This is a genomic window from Kocuria sp. CPCC 205260 (genome assembly GCF_040981045.1).
Lineage (GTDB): Bacteria > Actinomycetota > Actinomycetes > Actinomycetales > Micrococcaceae > Kocuria > Kocuria palustris.
The window spans coordinates 757011-771908 of the sequence record NZ_JAVKPT010000001.1 but is presented as its reverse complement, the minus strand read 5'-3'; the positions used below and the strand labels follow the sequence as shown (position 1 = coordinate 771908).

The window sequence follows — 14898 nt, the reverse complement described above, 5'->3', positions numbered from 1 at the left end:
TCGCTCCAGGGCTCGCAGCACAGCACGCCGTCCCCTGGTCCCCGCGGGCTCGCTCAGGTCGCGCCCGAGCAGCTCCAGACTGCGCAGCGCCGGCGGAAGCCCCAGAGCACGGCCGCAGACTGGTGGCTGATGGCATGGCCGGGCATGGCTTCGCGCTGTGCCCGGGCGAGCTGGATCAGTTCGGCTCGGGCGTCTGGCCGGGCGGAGGCCGCCGATGGCGTCAGGGATCGCCAGATCCCGGAGGCCACGCGCTCGTAGTAGGGCGCTCGCAGCTGCCGTGAAGTGAGGCCGACGGCCATCGCCTCCGGGCGAGCGAAGATGCGCCCTGCAAGAGGCTGGGGAACCTGATGACGCTGCGGCGTGCGCCCAGGGTTTACCGAGACGTCGACGGCGTCCTCCGCGAGCTGTCCGTGTGGAGGCCGAGCCGGGGCGCAGGCGTCGTCCCTCGGTGTGTGTCGCACCCTCAGCTGTTCAGCCGCTGTGCCGAGGAGACGGATCGCCCGGACAGGGAAGCGGCTCTCAGGCCACGCGTTGATCCTGTCGCGTCGAGCGGCCGATCTCTCACCGTTCATGCATCGAGTGGCCAGAAGATCACCGTTTCCCGGCGGAACCGGTGATGGAACGGCCACTCGATGGGAGAGCGGGCCAGAAGCGGCCACTCGATGTGCGGGCCGGTGCCGGCGACGGGCAGAGCGGCGTGCGAGCGCTGCGACGGCGACATCGGCGTGTGAGGTGCGCGACGTCCCGGGGGAGGGGTTGGACTTGCGCGCTAGACTCGTCGGCGGACTTCCGCGACCCTCGTCGCGACCCCCGCCGGCCACGGGCCGGAACCGAGCACCGTCCTGGCAGAAGGGGCGGGAGCACGCCATCGTCTGAAGAGAGACCCCACTCGTATGAGCACTGCCCAGCGCACCGACCTCCGCAACGTCGCGATCGTGGCCCACGTGGACCACGGCAAGACCACGATCGTCGACGCCATGCTCCGGCAGACGAACACGTTCTCCGAGCACGGCGAGGTCGCCGAGCGCGTCATGGACTCGGGCGATCTCGAGCGCGAGAAGGGCATCACCATCCTCGCCAAGAACACCACGGTGTTCTACGAGGGCCCGTCGGCGAACGGCGAGGTCATCACCATCAACGTGATCGACACCCCGGGCCACGCCGACTTCGGCGGCGAGGTCGAGCGCGGCCTGTCCATGGTCGACGGCGTCGTGCTGCTCGTGGACGCCTCCGAGGGACCGCTGCCGCAGACTCGCTTCGTGCTGCGCAAGGCCCTCGAGGCCAAGCTGCCGGTGATCGTGGTCGTCAACAAGATCGACCGCCCCGACGCCCGTGCTGAGGAGGTCGTCTCCGAGACCATGGACCTGCTGCTCGGCCTGGCCTCCGACATCGCCGAGGACTACCCGGACATGGACCTGGACGCCGTGCTCGACGTCCCGGTCGTCTACGCCTCCGGCAAGGCCGGCCGCGCCGACACCGAGTTCCCCGGCGACGGCAACCTGCCGGCCAGCGAGAACCTCGAGCCGCTGTTCAAGACGATCATGGAGCACATCCCGGCTCCGTCCTACGAGGACGACGGCGTGCTGCAGGCCCACGTGACCAACCTGGACGCCTCGCCGTTCCTGGGCCGCCTGGCCCTGCTGCGCATCTTCTCGGGCACGCTGAAGAAGGGCCAGACTGTGGCCTGGGCGCGCAAGGACGGCTCCCTGAAGAACGTGCGCATCTCCGAGCTGCTGGCCACCAAGGGCCTGGACCGCGTCCCGGCCGAGTCGGCCGGCCCCGGCGAGATCGTGGCTGTGGCGGGCATCGAGGACATCACGATCGGCGAGACGCTGACCGATCCCGAGAACCCCAAGCCGCTTCCGGTCATCACGGTCGACGATCCCGCGATCTCCATGACCATCGGCATCAACACCTCGCCCATGGCCGGTCGCGTGAAGAACGCCAAGGTCACCGCCCGCCAGGTCAAGGACCGCCTGGACAAGGAGCTCGTGGGCAACGTGTCGCTGCGCGTGCTGCCGACCGAGCGCCCGGACGCCTGGGAGGTCCAGGGCCGCGGCGAGCTCGCCCTGTCGATCCTGGTCGAGCAGATGCGCCGCGAGGGCTTCGAGCTCACGGTCGGCAAGCCGCAGGTCGTCACCCGCGAGATCGACGGCAAGGTCCACGAGCCGGTCGAGCGCATGACCATCGACACCCCGGACGAGTTCCTGGGTGCGATCACCCAGATCATGGCCACCCGCAAGGGCCGCATGGAGACCATGACGAACCACGGCACCGGCTGGGTGCGCATGGAGTTCGTGGTGCCCGCCCGCGGTCTGATCGGCTTCCGCACCACCTTCATGACGGAGACCCGCGGCGCGGGCATCGCCTCGTCCTACTCCGATGGCTTCGAGCCCTGGTTCGGCCCGATCGAATACCGCACCAACGGCTCCATGATCTCGGACCGCGCCGGTGTGGCCACTCCGTTCGCCATGATCAACCTCCAGGAGCGCGGCACGATCTTCGTGAAGCCGACCGAGGAGGTCTACGAGGGCATGGTCGTCGGCGAGAACGCGCGCGCCGATGACATGGAGGTGAACATCACCAAGGAGAAGAAGCTCACCAACATGCGCTCGGCCGCGGCCGACAACTTCGAGAACCTCACCCCGCCGCGCCAGATGACGCTGGAGGAGTGCCTCGAGTTCGCCCGCGAGGACGAGTGCGTGGAGGTCACCCCGGAGGCCATCCGCATCCGCAAGGTGATCCTGGAGTCCAACGAGCGCGTGCGCCAGGCGCGCCAGCGCAACCGTGCCTGATCAGCACCACGACACGCCGGCGCCGGGGGAGACCTCGGCGCCGCCGTCGTACCCGGAGCCCGGCACGCTGATCCGCCCGGATGCCGTGGACTCGCTGCTGCCGCGCGGCACGGCCCCCGAGCAGGCCCGCGTGGTGGCCGTGCACGCGCATCCCGACGACGAGACGCTGGCCTCCGGGCTGGCCCTGGCCTCGCTGGCCCAGGCCGGGGCGCAGGTCCACCTGATCACCATGACCCGCGGGGAGCGCGGCGAGGTGATGATCCCGGAGCTGGCCCACCTGGAGGTGGGGCACCCGGACAACCACGACGACGGCACCGCCCTGGGCGCCTATCGCGAGGGCGAGCTGGCCGCGGCCTGCCGTGCCCTGGGCGTGGAGCACCACGTCTACGCGGGCCAGTCGCCCGCCCTGGACGCCCAGACGGGCTTCCCGGGCGGCGGGGACCGCTTCATGGACTCCGGCATGTCCTGGGGCCCCGAGGGCCGGGCCCAGCCCGCCGAGGACGTCTCGCCGAAGGCGCTCACGACGGCCGGCGTGGATCAGGCCGCCGCCCACGTGGCAGCAGCCCTGCGCGAGATCCGCCCGCATGCGGTCCTGAGCTATGACGACGACGGCGGCTACGGCCACCCCGATCACGTGCGCACCGCGCGCGTGCTGGCCCGGGCGCTCGAGCTGCTCGAGGACGAGTCCGGGGCTGAGCCGGCCCTGAGGCCTCTGGCCTGGGCGATCGAGGGCCAGCCGGATCCGCAGGATGAGCGCCCGCAGTCTGTGGTGCACGCCGACGAGGCCTCGCGCGCGGCCCGCCACGCGGCCATGCGCGCCCATGCCACCCAGATCGAGACGGGCGATGATCCCGCGGATCCGCGCTACGCGCTCTCGAACCGGGTGCCGCAGACCCTGCCGCAGGCCGAGACCTTCCGTCTCATCGGGGGCGACGCCGCCAGGCTCGCGCCGCGGGAGCCTGCTCGATGAACGGCGAATGGGATGAGCAGGGCCGCAGACGCGGCCGTTCGTCGGTGGATCAGGCGTCCGTGCCGGTCTCGGCGACCATCGCGATCGTCAGCGGCATGCTGGCGGGCGTGGTCGGCACGGCGGTGCACGGCAACATCGCCCGCTTCGGCGACGGCGTGTGGATCCCGTGGGGCGCCCCGCTGGCGCTGGCCCTCCTGCTGAGCCTGTCGGTGTGGTCGGGGACCACCACGCGGCGCATCTGGGCCGCCGCGGTGCCCGGGATCGTGGCCTACGCAGCCGCCTTCGTGCTGGCCTTCGGCCGTCAGGACTCGCCGCTCGTGGTCCTGTCGACCACCTCGGCGATCGGGCTGGCCGGGCTGCTGTGGTTCGGCGGCATCCTGGTGGTGACGCTGCTGTCGGTGGTCCTGGTCGGCCGCTGGTGGCGCCGGCGTCGTGCGGAGGTGCGCCGGGCACTGGCCGCGCACTCGGCGGAGGCCTTCGACGCTGAGCCGCTCGTCAGCCCTGAGGACGTCAGCGGGGCCGTCGGCGCGGCACCGGGGGCGGGACCTCGCGGGCGAGCCTGACCAGCTCGAGCGGGATCCGCACGGGCCCGCTGCGGGTCTGCAGGGTCACGGCGGGGGGATCGTCGTGCCGGGAGACGAGCGTGCCGATCGCATCCGTGCGTCCCTTGCCGGACGGGTCCCCGGTCGGCAGCGCATAGCGCACACTGAACCGCGTGCCGAGCGCTGCGCCGGCCAAGCGGCTCAAGGCGATGCTCCGTGCGGGGTCCTGCTGAGGCTGGGACGTCATGGGCCTCACAGTATCGGCGTATGACGCGCGGGGCGGACCACCGGGCGCTCGCCCCTAGAATGGGCGGAGAACTCCGCGAGAAAGGACCGCCGCCACCATGACGTATGTGATCGCTCAGCCCTGTGTCGATGTCAAGGACAAGGCCTGCGTGGAAGAGTGCCCCGTCGACTGCATCTACGAGGGCGAGCGCAGCCTCTACATCCACCCCGACGAGTGCGTGGACTGCGGAGCCTGCGAGCCCGTGTGCCCCGTCGAGGCCATCTACTACGAGGACGACACCCCGGACGAGTGGGCCGAGTACTACAAGTACAACGTCGAGTTCTTCGACGACCTCGGCTCGCCCGGCGGCGCCGCCCGCCTGGGCAACACCGGCAAGGACCACCCGGGCATCGCCGCCCTGCCCCCGCAGAACCAGGACTGAGCTGGCCATGACGCTGCAGCCCCGCGCCTTCGGCCTGGATCTGCCGGAGTACCCCTGGGAGTCGGTGGCGCCGTACCGGCGGATCGCCGCCGAGCACTCGGAGGGGACCGTCGATCTGTCGATCGGCACGCCCGTGGACCCCACGCCGCTGGTGGTCCAGGACGCGCTGGCCGCGGCCTCCGACGCCCCCGGCTACCCGACCACCCATGGCACCCCCGCGCTGCGCGAGGCCATCGCCCGCTGGTACGACCGCCGTCGCGGCGTGCCCGGACTGGACCCCGAGCAGATCATGCCCACGGTCGGCTCCAAGGAGCTCGTGGCCTGGCTGCCCCTGCTGCTGGGGCTGCGCGCCGGGGACGTCGTGGTGCGCCCCTCGGCCGCCTACCCCACCTACGACATCGGGGCGCAGCTGGCCGGTGCGGAGAACGTGGCCGCAGATGACCTGGACGAGCTGCCGCAGGACGTGCTGGAACGGGTCCGCCTGATCTGGCTGAACTCGCCGGGCAACCCCACGGGCGCGGTCGCCGACGTCGAGGCCATGCGCGCCACGGTGGAGAGGGCTCGCGAGCTGGGCGCGGTCGTGGCCTCGGACGAGTGCTATGCCGAGCTGGGCTGGGGCGAGTGGGATCGCGAGGAGGGCGGCCAGGCTGTGCCCTCGGTGCTGGATCCGCGCGTGTCCGGGGGAGACCCCACGGGGCTGCTGTCCGTCTACTCGCTGTCCAAGCAGTCGAACCTCGCGGGCTACCGCGCGGCCTTCGTGGCCGGCGACGCCCAGATCGTCGCCGGGCTCGTGAATTCCCGCAAGCACGCGGGCATGATCGTGCCGGCCCCCGTGCAGGCGGCCATGCGCGCCGCGCTCGACGACGACGCCCACGTGGTCGCGCAGAAGGCGCTGTACCGGGCTCGTCGCGATCGTCTGCGCCGAGCCGTCGAGGCCTTCGGGCTGAGCATCGAGCACTCGGAGGCCGGGCTCTACCTGTGGTGCCGGCGCGACGGCCGCACGGAGCAGGACACATGGGACCTGGTCCGTCAGTTCGCCGAGCTGGGCATCGTGGTGGGCCCTGGGGTCTTCTACGGAGACGCCGCGGCAGGCTTCATCCGGATCGCGCTGACGGCCTCGGACGAGCGGATCGACGCCGCCGTCGCCAGGCTGCAGGCCGCCGCCGACTGAGTTGCGGCCGGGCCCCGCCGAGGGCTCGCGAGGCGCGTCCCAGATTGGCGGGGGCGGGCGACGTGCGAGTAGATTGGCATTCGATGGCGTGTCTGCACACGCCCCTTGACCTGCCGCCGCGCGACAGCGACGTCGCCGGCTCCCGTGACCCGACGCCCCCGCAGAAGACCGGTGCGCAACGGGACCAGGTGAGCCCCATGGGCTCACAGACTATGGAGGAGACCCATGACCGAGTCCGGCAAGGACGGCCGCACGGCCCAGCTGAGCATCTCCGAGGGCGCGCCCCTCGAGCTGCCCGTCCTGGGTGCCACCGAGGGCAACGAGGGCATCGGGATCGGCGCCCTGCGCAAGGAGACCGGTGCGGTCACGTATGACCCCGGCTTCATGAACACCGCGAACGCTCGTTCGGCGGTCACCTACATCGACGGCGAGAACGGCGTGCTGCGCTACCGCGGCTACCCGATCGAGCAGCTCGCGGAGCACTCCAACTTCCTGGAGACCGCCTACCTGCTGATCTACGGCGAGCTGCCCACGCAAGAGCAGTACGAGGACTTCGTGCACCGGGTCACCACCCACACCATGGTCCACGAGGACCTGAAGATGTTCTTCAACGGGTTCCCGCGCTCGGCCCACCCCATGCCGGTGCTGTCCTCCGCGGTCTCGGCGCTGTCCACGTTCTATGCCGACTCGCTGGATCCGCACGATCCCCAGCACGTCGAGATCTCCACGATCCGCCTGCTCGCCAAGGTGCCCACGCTGGCGGCCTACGCCTACAAGAAGTCCATCGGCGAGCCCATGCTCTACCCGCGCAACGAGCTGTCCTACGCGGAGAACTTCCTGCGCATGTGCTTCGGCGTCCCGGCCGAGGACCTCGAGATCGACCCCGCGCTGGCCAAGTCCCTGGATATCCTGCTGATGCTGCACGCGGATCACGAGCAGAACTGCTCGACCTCCACCGTGCGCCTGGTGGGCTCCTCCGAGGCCAACATGTTCGCCTCGGTCTCCGCGGGCATCAACGCCCTCTACGGCCCGCTGCACGGCGGCGCCAACGAGGCCGTGCTGGCCATGCTCGACCAGATCCAGAACCAGGGCCTGTCGCCCGAGGACTTCATGGAGAAGGTCAAGAACAAGGAAGACGGTGTGAAGCTCATGGGCTTCGGGCACCGCGTCTACAAGAACTACGATCCCCGCGCCAAGATCATCAAGGGCTACGCCCACGACATCCTGGAGCGCCTGGGCGGCGACAACGAGATGCTCGACATCGCCATGCGCCTGGAGGAGAAGGCCCTGGCGGACGACTACTTCGTGGAGCGCAAGCTCTACCCGAACGTCGACTTCTACACTGGCCTGATCTACAAGGCCATGGGCTTCCCGGAGCGCATGTTCACGGTGCTGTTCGCGATCGGGCGCCTGCCGGGCTGGATCGCCCAGTGGCGCGAGATGGTCCAGGACCCTGAGACCAAGATCGGGCGTCCGCGCCAGCTCTACGTGGGCGAGGGCGCGCGCGACTACCCCACCAAGTGATCGGACGCGCGGGCGCGGGCTGCTGAGGCTCCCGGGCCCGCGCCGCTCACCGAGCAGGTCCTTGAGACGACGGCGGGCCGCCTCCCGAGCTGGGAGGCGGCCCGCCGTCGTCGTGCCCGCTCGCGCGCACCGGGCGGGGTGGCTTCAGGAGGCGTAGCCCATGGGGTTGTTCTTCTGCCAGTTCCAGTGGTCGCGGCACATGGTGTCCATGTCGCGATCGGCGGACCAGCCCAGATCCGCCAGGGCGGAGGCGGGGTCGGCATAGTTGATCGCCACATCGCCGGGGCGGCGGTCGACGATCTCGTAGGGGATCTCGACCCCGGAGGCCTTCTCGAAGGCCTCGCGGACCTCGAGCACGGAGTAGCCGCGGCCCGTGCCGAGGTTCCAGATCTTGGCGCCGCCGTTGTCGGCGAGCCACTCCAGGGCGCGGACGTGGCCGTCGGCCAGGTCGACCACGTGGATGTAGTCGCGCACGCCGGTGCCGTCCGGGGTGGGGTAGTCGCCGCCGAAGACCTTGAGCTTCTCGCGCCGCCCCACGGCCACCTGCGCCACGAAGGGCATGAGGTTGTTGGGGATGCCCGTGGGGTCCTCGCCGATGATCCCGGACTCGTGGGCGCCCACCGGGTTGAAGTAGCGCAGCAGAGCCACGTTCCAGCGATCGTCGGAGGCGGCGATGTCCGCGAGGATGTCCTCGATCTGCTCCTTGGTGCGCCCGTACGGGTTGGTCGCGTCCTTGTCGACCTTCTCGGTCAGGGGCATGGTCTCGACGTCGCCGTAGACGGTCGCGGAGGAGGAGAAGACGATGGTGCGGCAGCCGCTGTCCTCCATGGCGTGCAGCAGGTTCAGCGTGCCGCCCACGTTGTTGGAGTAGTACCACAGCGGCTTCTCATTGGATTCGCCCACGGCCTTCAGACCGGCGAAGTGGATGACGGCCTCCGGCTTCCACTGCTCGAACACGCGGTGCAGCCCCGGCTGATCGAGCAGGTCGACCTCCTCGAAGCCCAGCACTTCCCGGCCGGCGAGCTGGTGGACGCGCTCGAGGCTCGTCTTCGACGAGTTGGCCAGGTTGTCGAGCACGATGACGTCGTGCTCGGCCTGGAGCAGTGCCAGGACGGTGTGCGAGCCGATGTAGCCGGTCCCCCCGGTGACAAGGATGCGCATGCGGATGTCTCTCCTTCAGCTGGATGCGTTGCGCCCAGCCCCCGATGAACAGGGCGCGGTGGAGCGAGCCGGAGCCAGCCCGGCTCCGGCGCGCACAGATCAGTTCTTGTGCAGGGCGTCGTTCAGCTCCACCGTGCGGCCCCCGCGCGGCAGGGCCTCGACGGCGCCGCTGGTGGAGTTGCGTCGGAAGAGCAGGTTCGACACCCCGGACAGGTCGAGCGCCTTCACGGTGCGGGCCGCCTGCGCGCTGTCCTCGAGCACCTGCACGCGCGTTCCGGCGGTGAGGTAGAGGCCGGCCTCGACGATGCAGTCATCGCCCAGGGAGATGCCCACGCCGGCATTGGCGCCGAGCAGCACGCGCTCGCCCAGGCGGATGCGCTGCTTGCCGCCGCCGGAGAGCGTGCCCATGATCGAGGCGCCGCCGCCGATGTCGGTGTGATCCCCCACGACCACGCCGGCGGAGATGCGGCCCTCGACCATGGCGGAGCCGAGCGTGCCGGCGTTGAAGTTCACGAAGCCCTCGTGCATGACGGTGGTGCCCTCGGCCAGGTGGGCGCCCAGGCGCACGCGGTCGGCGTCGCCGATGCGCACGCCGGAGGGCACGACGTAGTCGACCATGCGCGGGAACTTGTCCACGGACAGCACGCTGACGTGACCGGTGGAGCGCATGCGCAGGCGGGCCAGGTTCAGCTCCTCGGCCAGGACGGGGCCGCGGTCGGTCCAGGCCACGTTGGCCAGCAGGCCGAACACGCCGTCCAGGTTGATCGAGTGGGGCTGCACCAGGCGGTGGGAGAGCAGATGCAGGCGCAGGTAGACGTCGGCGGCATCGACCGGAGCGGCATCCAGGTCGATCACGCGGTCCACGACCTCGACCGTGACATTGCGATCGGCATCCGGCAGCGCGGAACGGCGGAGGTCGCCGTCGAGCGAGCGGTCGGGCTCCTGGCCCAGGACGGGGGCCGGGTACCAGACGTCCAGGATCGTCCCGGCGCGGGGGCCCTCGGCGACGACGCTGGCCAGGCCGATGCCGGCCGCGTGGCGGGTCTCGTTGTTGCTGGGGGCAGGGGTGGCTGAAGTCATGGTGCCCATCCTACGGATAGGCCCGGCCAGCGCAGGGGCCGGGGCCTGCGCGTCGGCCGATATGGTGGCGTCATGTCGAGCCCCGAGTCACCCGCCGCCACCGAATCCCCCTCGAGCCCCGAAGGACGCCCGCAGGCCCTGGACCTGGCCGCGGATCCCGCGCAGCTCACGGCCGCGCTGATCGATGTCGAGTCCGTGTCCGATCACGAGACGCCGCTGGCGGACCTGGTCGAGAATGCCCTGCGCGGCCTGGAGCACCTGAGCGTGCATCGCGACGGCGATGCGATCATCGCCCGCACCGAGCTGGGCCGGGCCGAACGCGTCGTGTTGGCAGGTCACCTGGACACGGTGCCGCTGCCCACCGCCGCGGGTTCGCGCGGGACGGTGCCCTCGAGCTGGGAGGACCACGACGGCGATCTCACGCTCTACGGCCGCGGCGCCACCGACATGAAGGGCGGGGTGGCCGTGCAGCTCGGCTTGGCGGCCGAGCTCACGGAGCCGAGCCGGGACATCACCTACGTCTTCTACGACCATGAGGAGGTCGACTCGGCCAAGTCCGGGCTGGCCCGTTTGGAGCGCAGCGTCCCGGACCTGCTGCAGGCGGACTTCGCGGTGCTGCTCGAGCCCACCGACGGCACGGTCGAGGGCGGCTGCAACGGCACGCTGCGCTTCGCGATCGCCCCGCAGGGACTGGCCGCGCACTCGGGCCGGGCCTGGCGCGGGGACAACGCGATCCACAAGCTCGCCGACGTGCTGTCCGTGCTGGCCGACTACGAGCCGGCCACGATCGAGGTCGAGGGGCTGGCGTACCGGGAGGGGCTCAACGCGATCCGCATCAGCGGGGGCACCGCGGGCAATGTGATCCCGGACGCGGCCTCGGTCGAGATCAACTACCGCTTTGCCCCGGACAAGACCCTCGAGCAGGCCCAGCAGCACTGCCGGGAGCTGTTCCCGGGCCATGAGCTGGAGTTCGTGGACCTCTCCCCGGCGGCACGCCCCGGGCTGGACCGGGCCTCTGCGGCGGCTTTCGTGGCAGCCGTCGGGCAGGAGCCCAAGCCCAAATACGGCTGGACCGACGTGGCCCGCTTCTCGGCCATGGGCGTGCCGGCCGTGAACTTCGGCCCCGGAGACGCCCTGCTGGCCCACACGGACGACGAGCACGTCTCGGCCGAGGCGATCCGTCAGTGCCGCCGGGTCCTGCTGAGCTGGCTGTCCTAGGGCATAGCCTGGGGTCATGAGTCACAGCGACCCCCGCGCCAGCGACCGCCGCGAGTCCGCACAGGACCTCCCGGGCGAGGACCAGCCCGTCTCCTCCTCGGCCGAGCGCCCCGCCACCAGACCCTCGCGCTTCAAGGGGCCCATCGTCCTGCGCGGCCGCGAGGCCCACCGTCGGACCTCGGATCAGCGGCTGCTGGAGCAGGGCGGACCCCAGGACTTCGGTCACGACGACGACTTCACCCGCACGGACCCCTGGCGGATCATGCGGATCCAGTCGGAGTTCGTCGACGGCTTCGACACCCTGGCCCGGCTGGGGCCGGCGGTGACCGTCTTCGGCTCGGCGCGCGTGCCCGAGGGCGCCGCCGACTACGACCTGGCCCGTGAGGTCGGCCGGGCGCTGGGCCGCGCCGGCTACACCGTGATCACCGGCGGCGGTCCCGGCATCATGGAGGCAGCCAACCGCGGCGCGCACGACGTCGAGGCCCCGTCCGTGGGCCTGGGGATCGAGCTGCCGCACGAGCAGAGCCTGAACCCCTACATCGACCTGGGCATCAACTTCCGGTACTTCTTCGTGCGCAAGACCATGTTCGCCAAGTACAGCCACGGCTTCATCGCCCTGCCCGGCGGCTTCGGGACCCTGGACGAGCTCTTCGAGTGCCTGACCCTGGTCCAGACCGGCAAGGTGACCCGCTTCCCGGTGGTGCTCATGGGCGTCGCGTTCTGGACACCGCTGCTCGAGTGGATCCGCGGCTCGCTCGTGGAGCAGGGGATGGTCTCCCCGGATGATCCGGATCTGGTGCGCCTGACCGATTCTGCCGAGGAGGCGGTGCGGATCATGCGCGAGGCGCACGACCGCTTCACCCGCGAGGCAGAGCACCGCGCCGATCTGGGCGGCTACGACCAGGCGCCCTTCGGGGACTTCGACGACGACGGCCGAGCGGGTCGCTGGTGAGCGCTCCGGTCATGGCGATGGTGCTCAGCCTCCTGCTCGTCGCGGCGGGAACCGCCGCGGCGGTGCGGCAGCTGGGGCGTTCGGGGGTCGCTGAGCCCTCTTCCGGTCCCTCGGCCGCAGCGCCCGTGCACTGGACGCGCCGAGGCCGCAGCGAGGTCGGGGCACCGGCACGGGCGCGAGCGGCTCGCACCTCCGGCGGGCCGCGATCCGGGCGGTCAGCCGGCGCGGCGCGCGTCCCCGGGGTATACCGGTGAACTCGGCGGGGCCGGAGGCCTCCGGCCCGCAGAACAGCTCGGAGCACGGACCAGGTCGCGAGTCGATGCGCGGCACTGTGCGCAGCACCGCTGCACAGGGCGGTTCCGCTGCGGGGACTGCCGCCGCCGACGTCCGTCCCACGCGGGTCCACTCGGCCCTGGCCGGCTGGGCCGGCGAGGCCGGTGCTCGGCTGGCTCGTCAGCCGCTGTGGCTGCAGGTCCTTCTGCTCTGGGCGGTGGCCCGAGCCTGGTCGGCTCTCGTGCTGATCGTGATCGACCGGCAGGCCCCGGACGGTCCGTGGGGCGAGACTCCGCTGGGCTACTTCGCCACGGCCGGGATCTGGGACGGCGAGTGGTACCAGCGCATCCACGACGACGGCTATCCCACGCAGGTCCCTCGCGACCGGACCGGCAGCGCCGAGGAGAACGCCTGGGCCTTCTACCCGGTGTTCCCCCTGCTGGTCCGCGGGATCACGAGCCTGACGGGGGCGCCGTGGTCGATCGTCGCGCCCCTGGTCTCCTTGGCCGCGAGCTTCGCCGCGGCCCTGGCGATCGCGGCGCTGTTCCGTCGTCTGCTCGGGCAGCGCGATGCCCTATGGGCGCTGGCGGTGGTGGGCCTGTGCGCCGTCTCGCCGATCCTGCAGACGGCCTACGCGGAGTCGCTGCATCTGGCGCTGCTGGCGCTGTCGCTGCTGCTCGTGCTGCAGAGGCGCAGCGCCCTGGCCGCCGTCGCCATCCTGGTCATGTGCCTCTCGCGTCCGGCCGGGGTGCCTTTCGCCGCGGCGCTCGGCATCGTCTGGGCCCTCCGCGCCGTGCGCGTGCTGACGGAACGGGGGCCGGGCGGGCTCGGCCAGGTCCTGGACCGCTGGTTCTGGCTGGCCCTGTGGGCCTGCGCCTGCGCGCTGGCCTGGCCGGCGATCGCGTGGCTGGCCACGGGGGAGCCGCGCGCGTACACGGACACCGAGACCGCATGGCGCGGCACCTCGCTGGTGCCGCTCGAGCCCTGGGCGGTCTTGGGCGCTCAGCTGCTCGGGGAGGGCTGGGGGTGGCTGTTCGTGCTGGTCCTGGTGGTGCTGTGGGTGCTGCTGATGACCACGACCGCGGTGCGCCGCACCCTGCCGCTGGGCCTGCAGGTGTGGGTCCACGCCTATGCCGTCTACCTCCTGCTCTTCCTGCACCCCCAGTCCTCCACGCCGCGCCTGCTGCTGCCGCTGTTCGTGCTGGCCGCGCCGCTGGTCGCGGCGAGCGAGTCGAGGGCCTACCGGTGGGGTTCGGTGGTGGTCTGCGCGCTGTCGCAGGTCGTGTGGGTCGGGGTGCTGTGGCAGTGGTCGCCGCTGCCGCAGGGCGGCGACTATCCGCCGTGATCGGGGACCCCTGGAGACCCCCGCCACGCCTCGTGTGACGCATCCGATATGATGGATGCTGGAAGAACGTGCCGACGGACAGGAGATCGAGTTCCATGGCGGCTATGAAGCCCAGGACCGGTGATGGCCCTATGGAGGTCACCAAGGAGGGTCGCAGCCTCATCATGCGCGTGCCCCTGGAAGGCGGCGGTCGTCTCGTCGTCGAGCTCAAGGCCGATGAGGCCGCAGAGCTGAAGGGCTGCCTCGAAGGCGTCACCGGCTGACAACCCCACGAGCATCGACAAGGACCCCCGCACCCGACCAGGGTGCGGGGGTCCTTCCCATGGGGGCCCGCCTCAGCGGCGCACGGCCACGAACAGCCCGGATCCCGGAGTGAGGATGGCGGACACGAAGCGCTCGTCCTCGCGCAGCATGCGGTGGATCTCGCGGTGCACGCGGGTGGAGTCCTGGCGCTGCACCGGATCCGGCACGCGGTCCTGATCGAGGGCGTCCTGGACGATCAGGGTACCGCCGCGGCGCAGCAGGCGCACGGCCTCGTCCACGTAGAGCAGGGTGTTCGACGGCTCCGCGTCGAGGAAGACCAGGTCGTAGGACGCGGAGCTCAGCCGCGGCAGCACGAGCGAGGCGCGCCCGGAGATGGTGCGCACGCGCGGCTGCGTGCCGATCTCGCGGAAGGTCTCGCGGGCCGCGCGCAGGGCCCGGATGTCCGTGTCGATGGTGGTGAGCACCGAATCCTCCGGCATGCCGCGCAGCAGCGCGGCACCCGAGACGCCGGCTCCCGTGCCGACCTCGACGGCCGCCCGGGGCTGACCTGCGGCGGCCAGGACCGTGAGCGTGGCGGCCACCGCGGGGGTGACCGGACGCAGTCGCAGGGCCATGGAGCGCTCGCGGGCCCGCAGCAGGACGTCGTCCTCCTGCGGATAGGCCTCGGCGTAGGCCCAGCTGGTCGCCTTGCCGCTGCTCATCGCCACCCGCCCGTTCCTCTGCTCGGTCCTGCCCTGCTGCCTTCGCGCCGCCGATTCCGCGCGGCCCGTGATCAGGGCTCGGCAGCACCGGCTGCGCAGTGCACTTCGGGTCATCCTACCCGTCGGCCCCCGTCCGCCTGCGACGTGGGGGTCGGCGCCTCGAACGGGCCGGCAGCGGCGTCGAGGGCGAGAGCGCACACAGGATCCGTCAAGGTCCGTCTCGGATCCTTGGCC

At 71.3% G+C, this 14898-nt stretch carries 14 protein-coding genes; 10 read left to right on the top strand and 4 right to left on the bottom strand.

Annotated features, from left to right (window positions below; all coding sequences use genetic code 11):
* Positions 1-893: 893 nt before the first annotated feature.
* The 3 genes from typA to RF645_RS03410 are packed head-to-tail and all read left to right on the top strand — an operon-like array spanning position 894 to position 4328.
* Complete coding sequence (gene typA / locus RF645_RS03420) at positions 894-2795, top strand: translational GTPase TypA (protein ID WP_024290922.1); 1902 nt, start codon at positions 894-896, stop codon at positions 2793-2795.
* The gene (locus RF645_RS03415; RefSeq protein WP_368818587.1) at positions 2788-3765 is read left to right on the top strand and encodes a PIG-L family deacetylase; all 978 of its coding nucleotides are present in this window, start codon (positions 2788-2790) and stop codon (positions 3763-3765) included. Before typA ends, RF645_RS03415 begins: the two co-directional genes overlap by 8 nt.
* Positions 3762-4328, top strand: a complete 567-nt coding sequence (locus tag RF645_RS03410) for a hypothetical protein (RefSeq protein WP_368818586.1) — start codon at positions 3762-3764, stop codon at positions 4326-4328. Before RF645_RS03415 ends, RF645_RS03410 begins: the two co-directional genes overlap by 4 nt.
* Here RF645_RS03410 and RF645_RS03405 read toward each other — a convergent pair.
* Positions 4276-4512 (bottom strand): hypothetical protein, encoded by a 237-nt coding sequence (locus RF645_RS03405; RefSeq protein ID WP_368818585.1) that lies wholly within the window; start codon positions 4510-4512, stop codon positions 4276-4278. The two genes, RF645_RS03410 and RF645_RS03405, sit on opposite strands and share 53 nt — an antisense overlap.
* Before the next feature lie 139 nt (positions 4513-4651).
* On the opposite strand from RF645_RS03405, the gene fdxA reads away from it, so the two are divergent.
* The 3 genes from fdxA (at position 4652) to RF645_RS03390 (ending at position 7670) form a co-directional block, all read left to right on the top strand.
* A complete protein-coding gene (gene fdxA / locus RF645_RS03400) occupies positions 4652-4975 on the top strand; it encodes a ferredoxin (RefSeq protein ID WP_006214921.1) in 324 nt (107 codons plus the stop codon).
* 7 nt (positions 4976-4982) lie between these two features.
* On the top strand, positions 4983-6146 hold the full coding sequence (dapC, locus tag RF645_RS03395; protein ID WP_368818584.1) for a succinyldiaminopimelate transaminase: 1164 nt from the start codon (positions 4983-4985) through the stop codon (positions 6144-6146).
* A gap of 225 nt (positions 6147-6371) precedes the next feature.
* On the top strand, positions 6372-7670 hold the full coding sequence (locus RF645_RS03390) for a citrate synthase (RefSeq protein ID WP_137801961.1): 1299 nt from the start codon (positions 6372-6374) through the stop codon (positions 7668-7670).
* Between the two features lie 144 nt (positions 7671-7814).
* On the opposite strand, the gene galE is transcribed toward RF645_RS03390, so the two are convergent.
* Together galE and dapD are read right to left on the bottom strand one after the other, a co-directional pair.
* Positions 7815-8831, bottom strand: coding sequence for a UDP-glucose 4-epimerase GalE (gene galE, locus RF645_RS03385; protein WP_368818583.1), 1017 nt, complete (start codon positions 8829-8831; stop codon positions 7815-7817).
* 99 nt (positions 8832-8930) lie between these two features.
* Positions 8931-9911, bottom strand: coding sequence for a 2,3,4,5-tetrahydropyridine-2,6-dicarboxylate N-succinyltransferase (gene dapD / locus RF645_RS03380; protein ID WP_368818582.1), 981 nt, complete (start codon positions 9909-9911; stop codon positions 8931-8933).
* Between the two features lie 72 nt (positions 9912-9983).
* Between dapD and dapE the strand changes: the two genes are divergently transcribed.
* The 4 genes from dapE (at position 9984) to RF645_RS03360 (ending at position 13962) form a co-directional block, all read left to right on the top strand.
* Complete coding sequence (gene dapE / locus RF645_RS03375) at positions 9984-11129, top strand: succinyl-diaminopimelate desuccinylase (protein ID WP_368818581.1); 1146 nt, start codon at positions 9984-9986, stop codon at positions 11127-11129.
* A gap of 16 nt (positions 11130-11145) precedes the next feature.
* Positions 11146-12081: a TIGR00730 family Rossman fold protein gene (locus tag RF645_RS03370; RefSeq protein ID WP_024290909.1), complete on the top strand. Its 936-nt coding sequence runs from the start codon at positions 11146-11148 to the stop codon at positions 12079-12081.
* Positions 12082-12400: 319 nt separating this feature from the next.
* Complete coding sequence (locus RF645_RS03365; RefSeq protein WP_235586758.1) at positions 12401-13699, top strand: hypothetical protein; 1299 nt, start codon at positions 12401-12403, stop codon at positions 13697-13699.
* 95 nt (positions 13700-13794) lie between these two features.
* Positions 13795-13962: a DUF3117 domain-containing protein gene (locus RF645_RS03360; RefSeq protein ID WP_081609586.1), complete on the top strand. Its 168-nt coding sequence runs from the start codon at positions 13795-13797 to the stop codon at positions 13960-13962.
* A gap of 72 nt (positions 13963-14034) precedes the next feature.
* On the opposite strand, the gene RF645_RS03355 is transcribed toward RF645_RS03360, so the two are convergent.
* On the bottom strand, positions 14035-14664 hold the full coding sequence (locus tag RF645_RS03355) for an O-methyltransferase (protein ID WP_040561587.1): 630 nt from the start codon (positions 14662-14664) through the stop codon (positions 14035-14037).
* Positions 14665-14898: the final 234 nt, after the last annotated feature.

Coding starts and splice junctions, on each gene's coding strand:
- RF645_RS03410 (WP_368818586.1), top strand. CDS start 3,762: ATGAACGGCGAATGGGATGAGCAGGGCCGCAGACGCGGCCGTTCGTCG.
- RF645_RS03370 (WP_024290909.1), top strand. CDS start 11,146: ATGAGTCACAGCGACCCCCGCGCCAGCGACCGCCGCGAGTCCGCACAG.
- RF645_RS03365 (WP_235586758.1), top strand. CDS start 12,401: ATGCGCGGCACTGTGCGCAGCACCGCTGCACAGGGCGGTTCCGCTGCG.
- RF645_RS03390 (WP_137801961.1), top strand. CDS start 6,372: ATGACCGAGTCCGGCAAGGACGGCCGCACGGCCCAGCTGAGCATCTCC.
- dapC (WP_368818584.1), top strand. CDS start 4,983: ATGACGCTGCAGCCCCGCGCCTTCGGCCTGGATCTGCCGGAGTACCCC.
- dapE (WP_368818581.1), top strand. CDS start 9,984: ATGTCGAGCCCCGAGTCACCCGCCGCCACCGAATCCCCCTCGAGCCCC.
- RF645_RS03360 (WP_081609586.1), top strand. CDS start 13,795: ATGGCGGCTATGAAGCCCAGGACCGGTGATGGCCCTATGGAGGTCACC.
- galE (WP_368818583.1), bottom strand. CDS start 8,831: ATGCGCATCCTTGTCACCGGGGGGACCGGCTACATCGGCTCGCACACC.
- typA (WP_024290922.1), top strand. CDS start 894: ATGAGCACTGCCCAGCGCACCGACCTCCGCAACGTCGCGATCGTGGCC.
- RF645_RS03355 (WP_040561587.1), bottom strand. CDS start 14,664: ATGAGCAGCGGCAAGGCGACCAGCTGGGCCTACGCCGAGGCCTATCCG.
- fdxA (WP_006214921.1), top strand. CDS start 4,652: ATGACGTATGTGATCGCTCAGCCCTGTGTCGATGTCAAGGACAAGGCC.
- dapD (WP_368818582.1), bottom strand. CDS start 9,911: ATGACTTCAGCCACCCCTGCCCCCAGCAACAACGAGACCCGCCACGCG.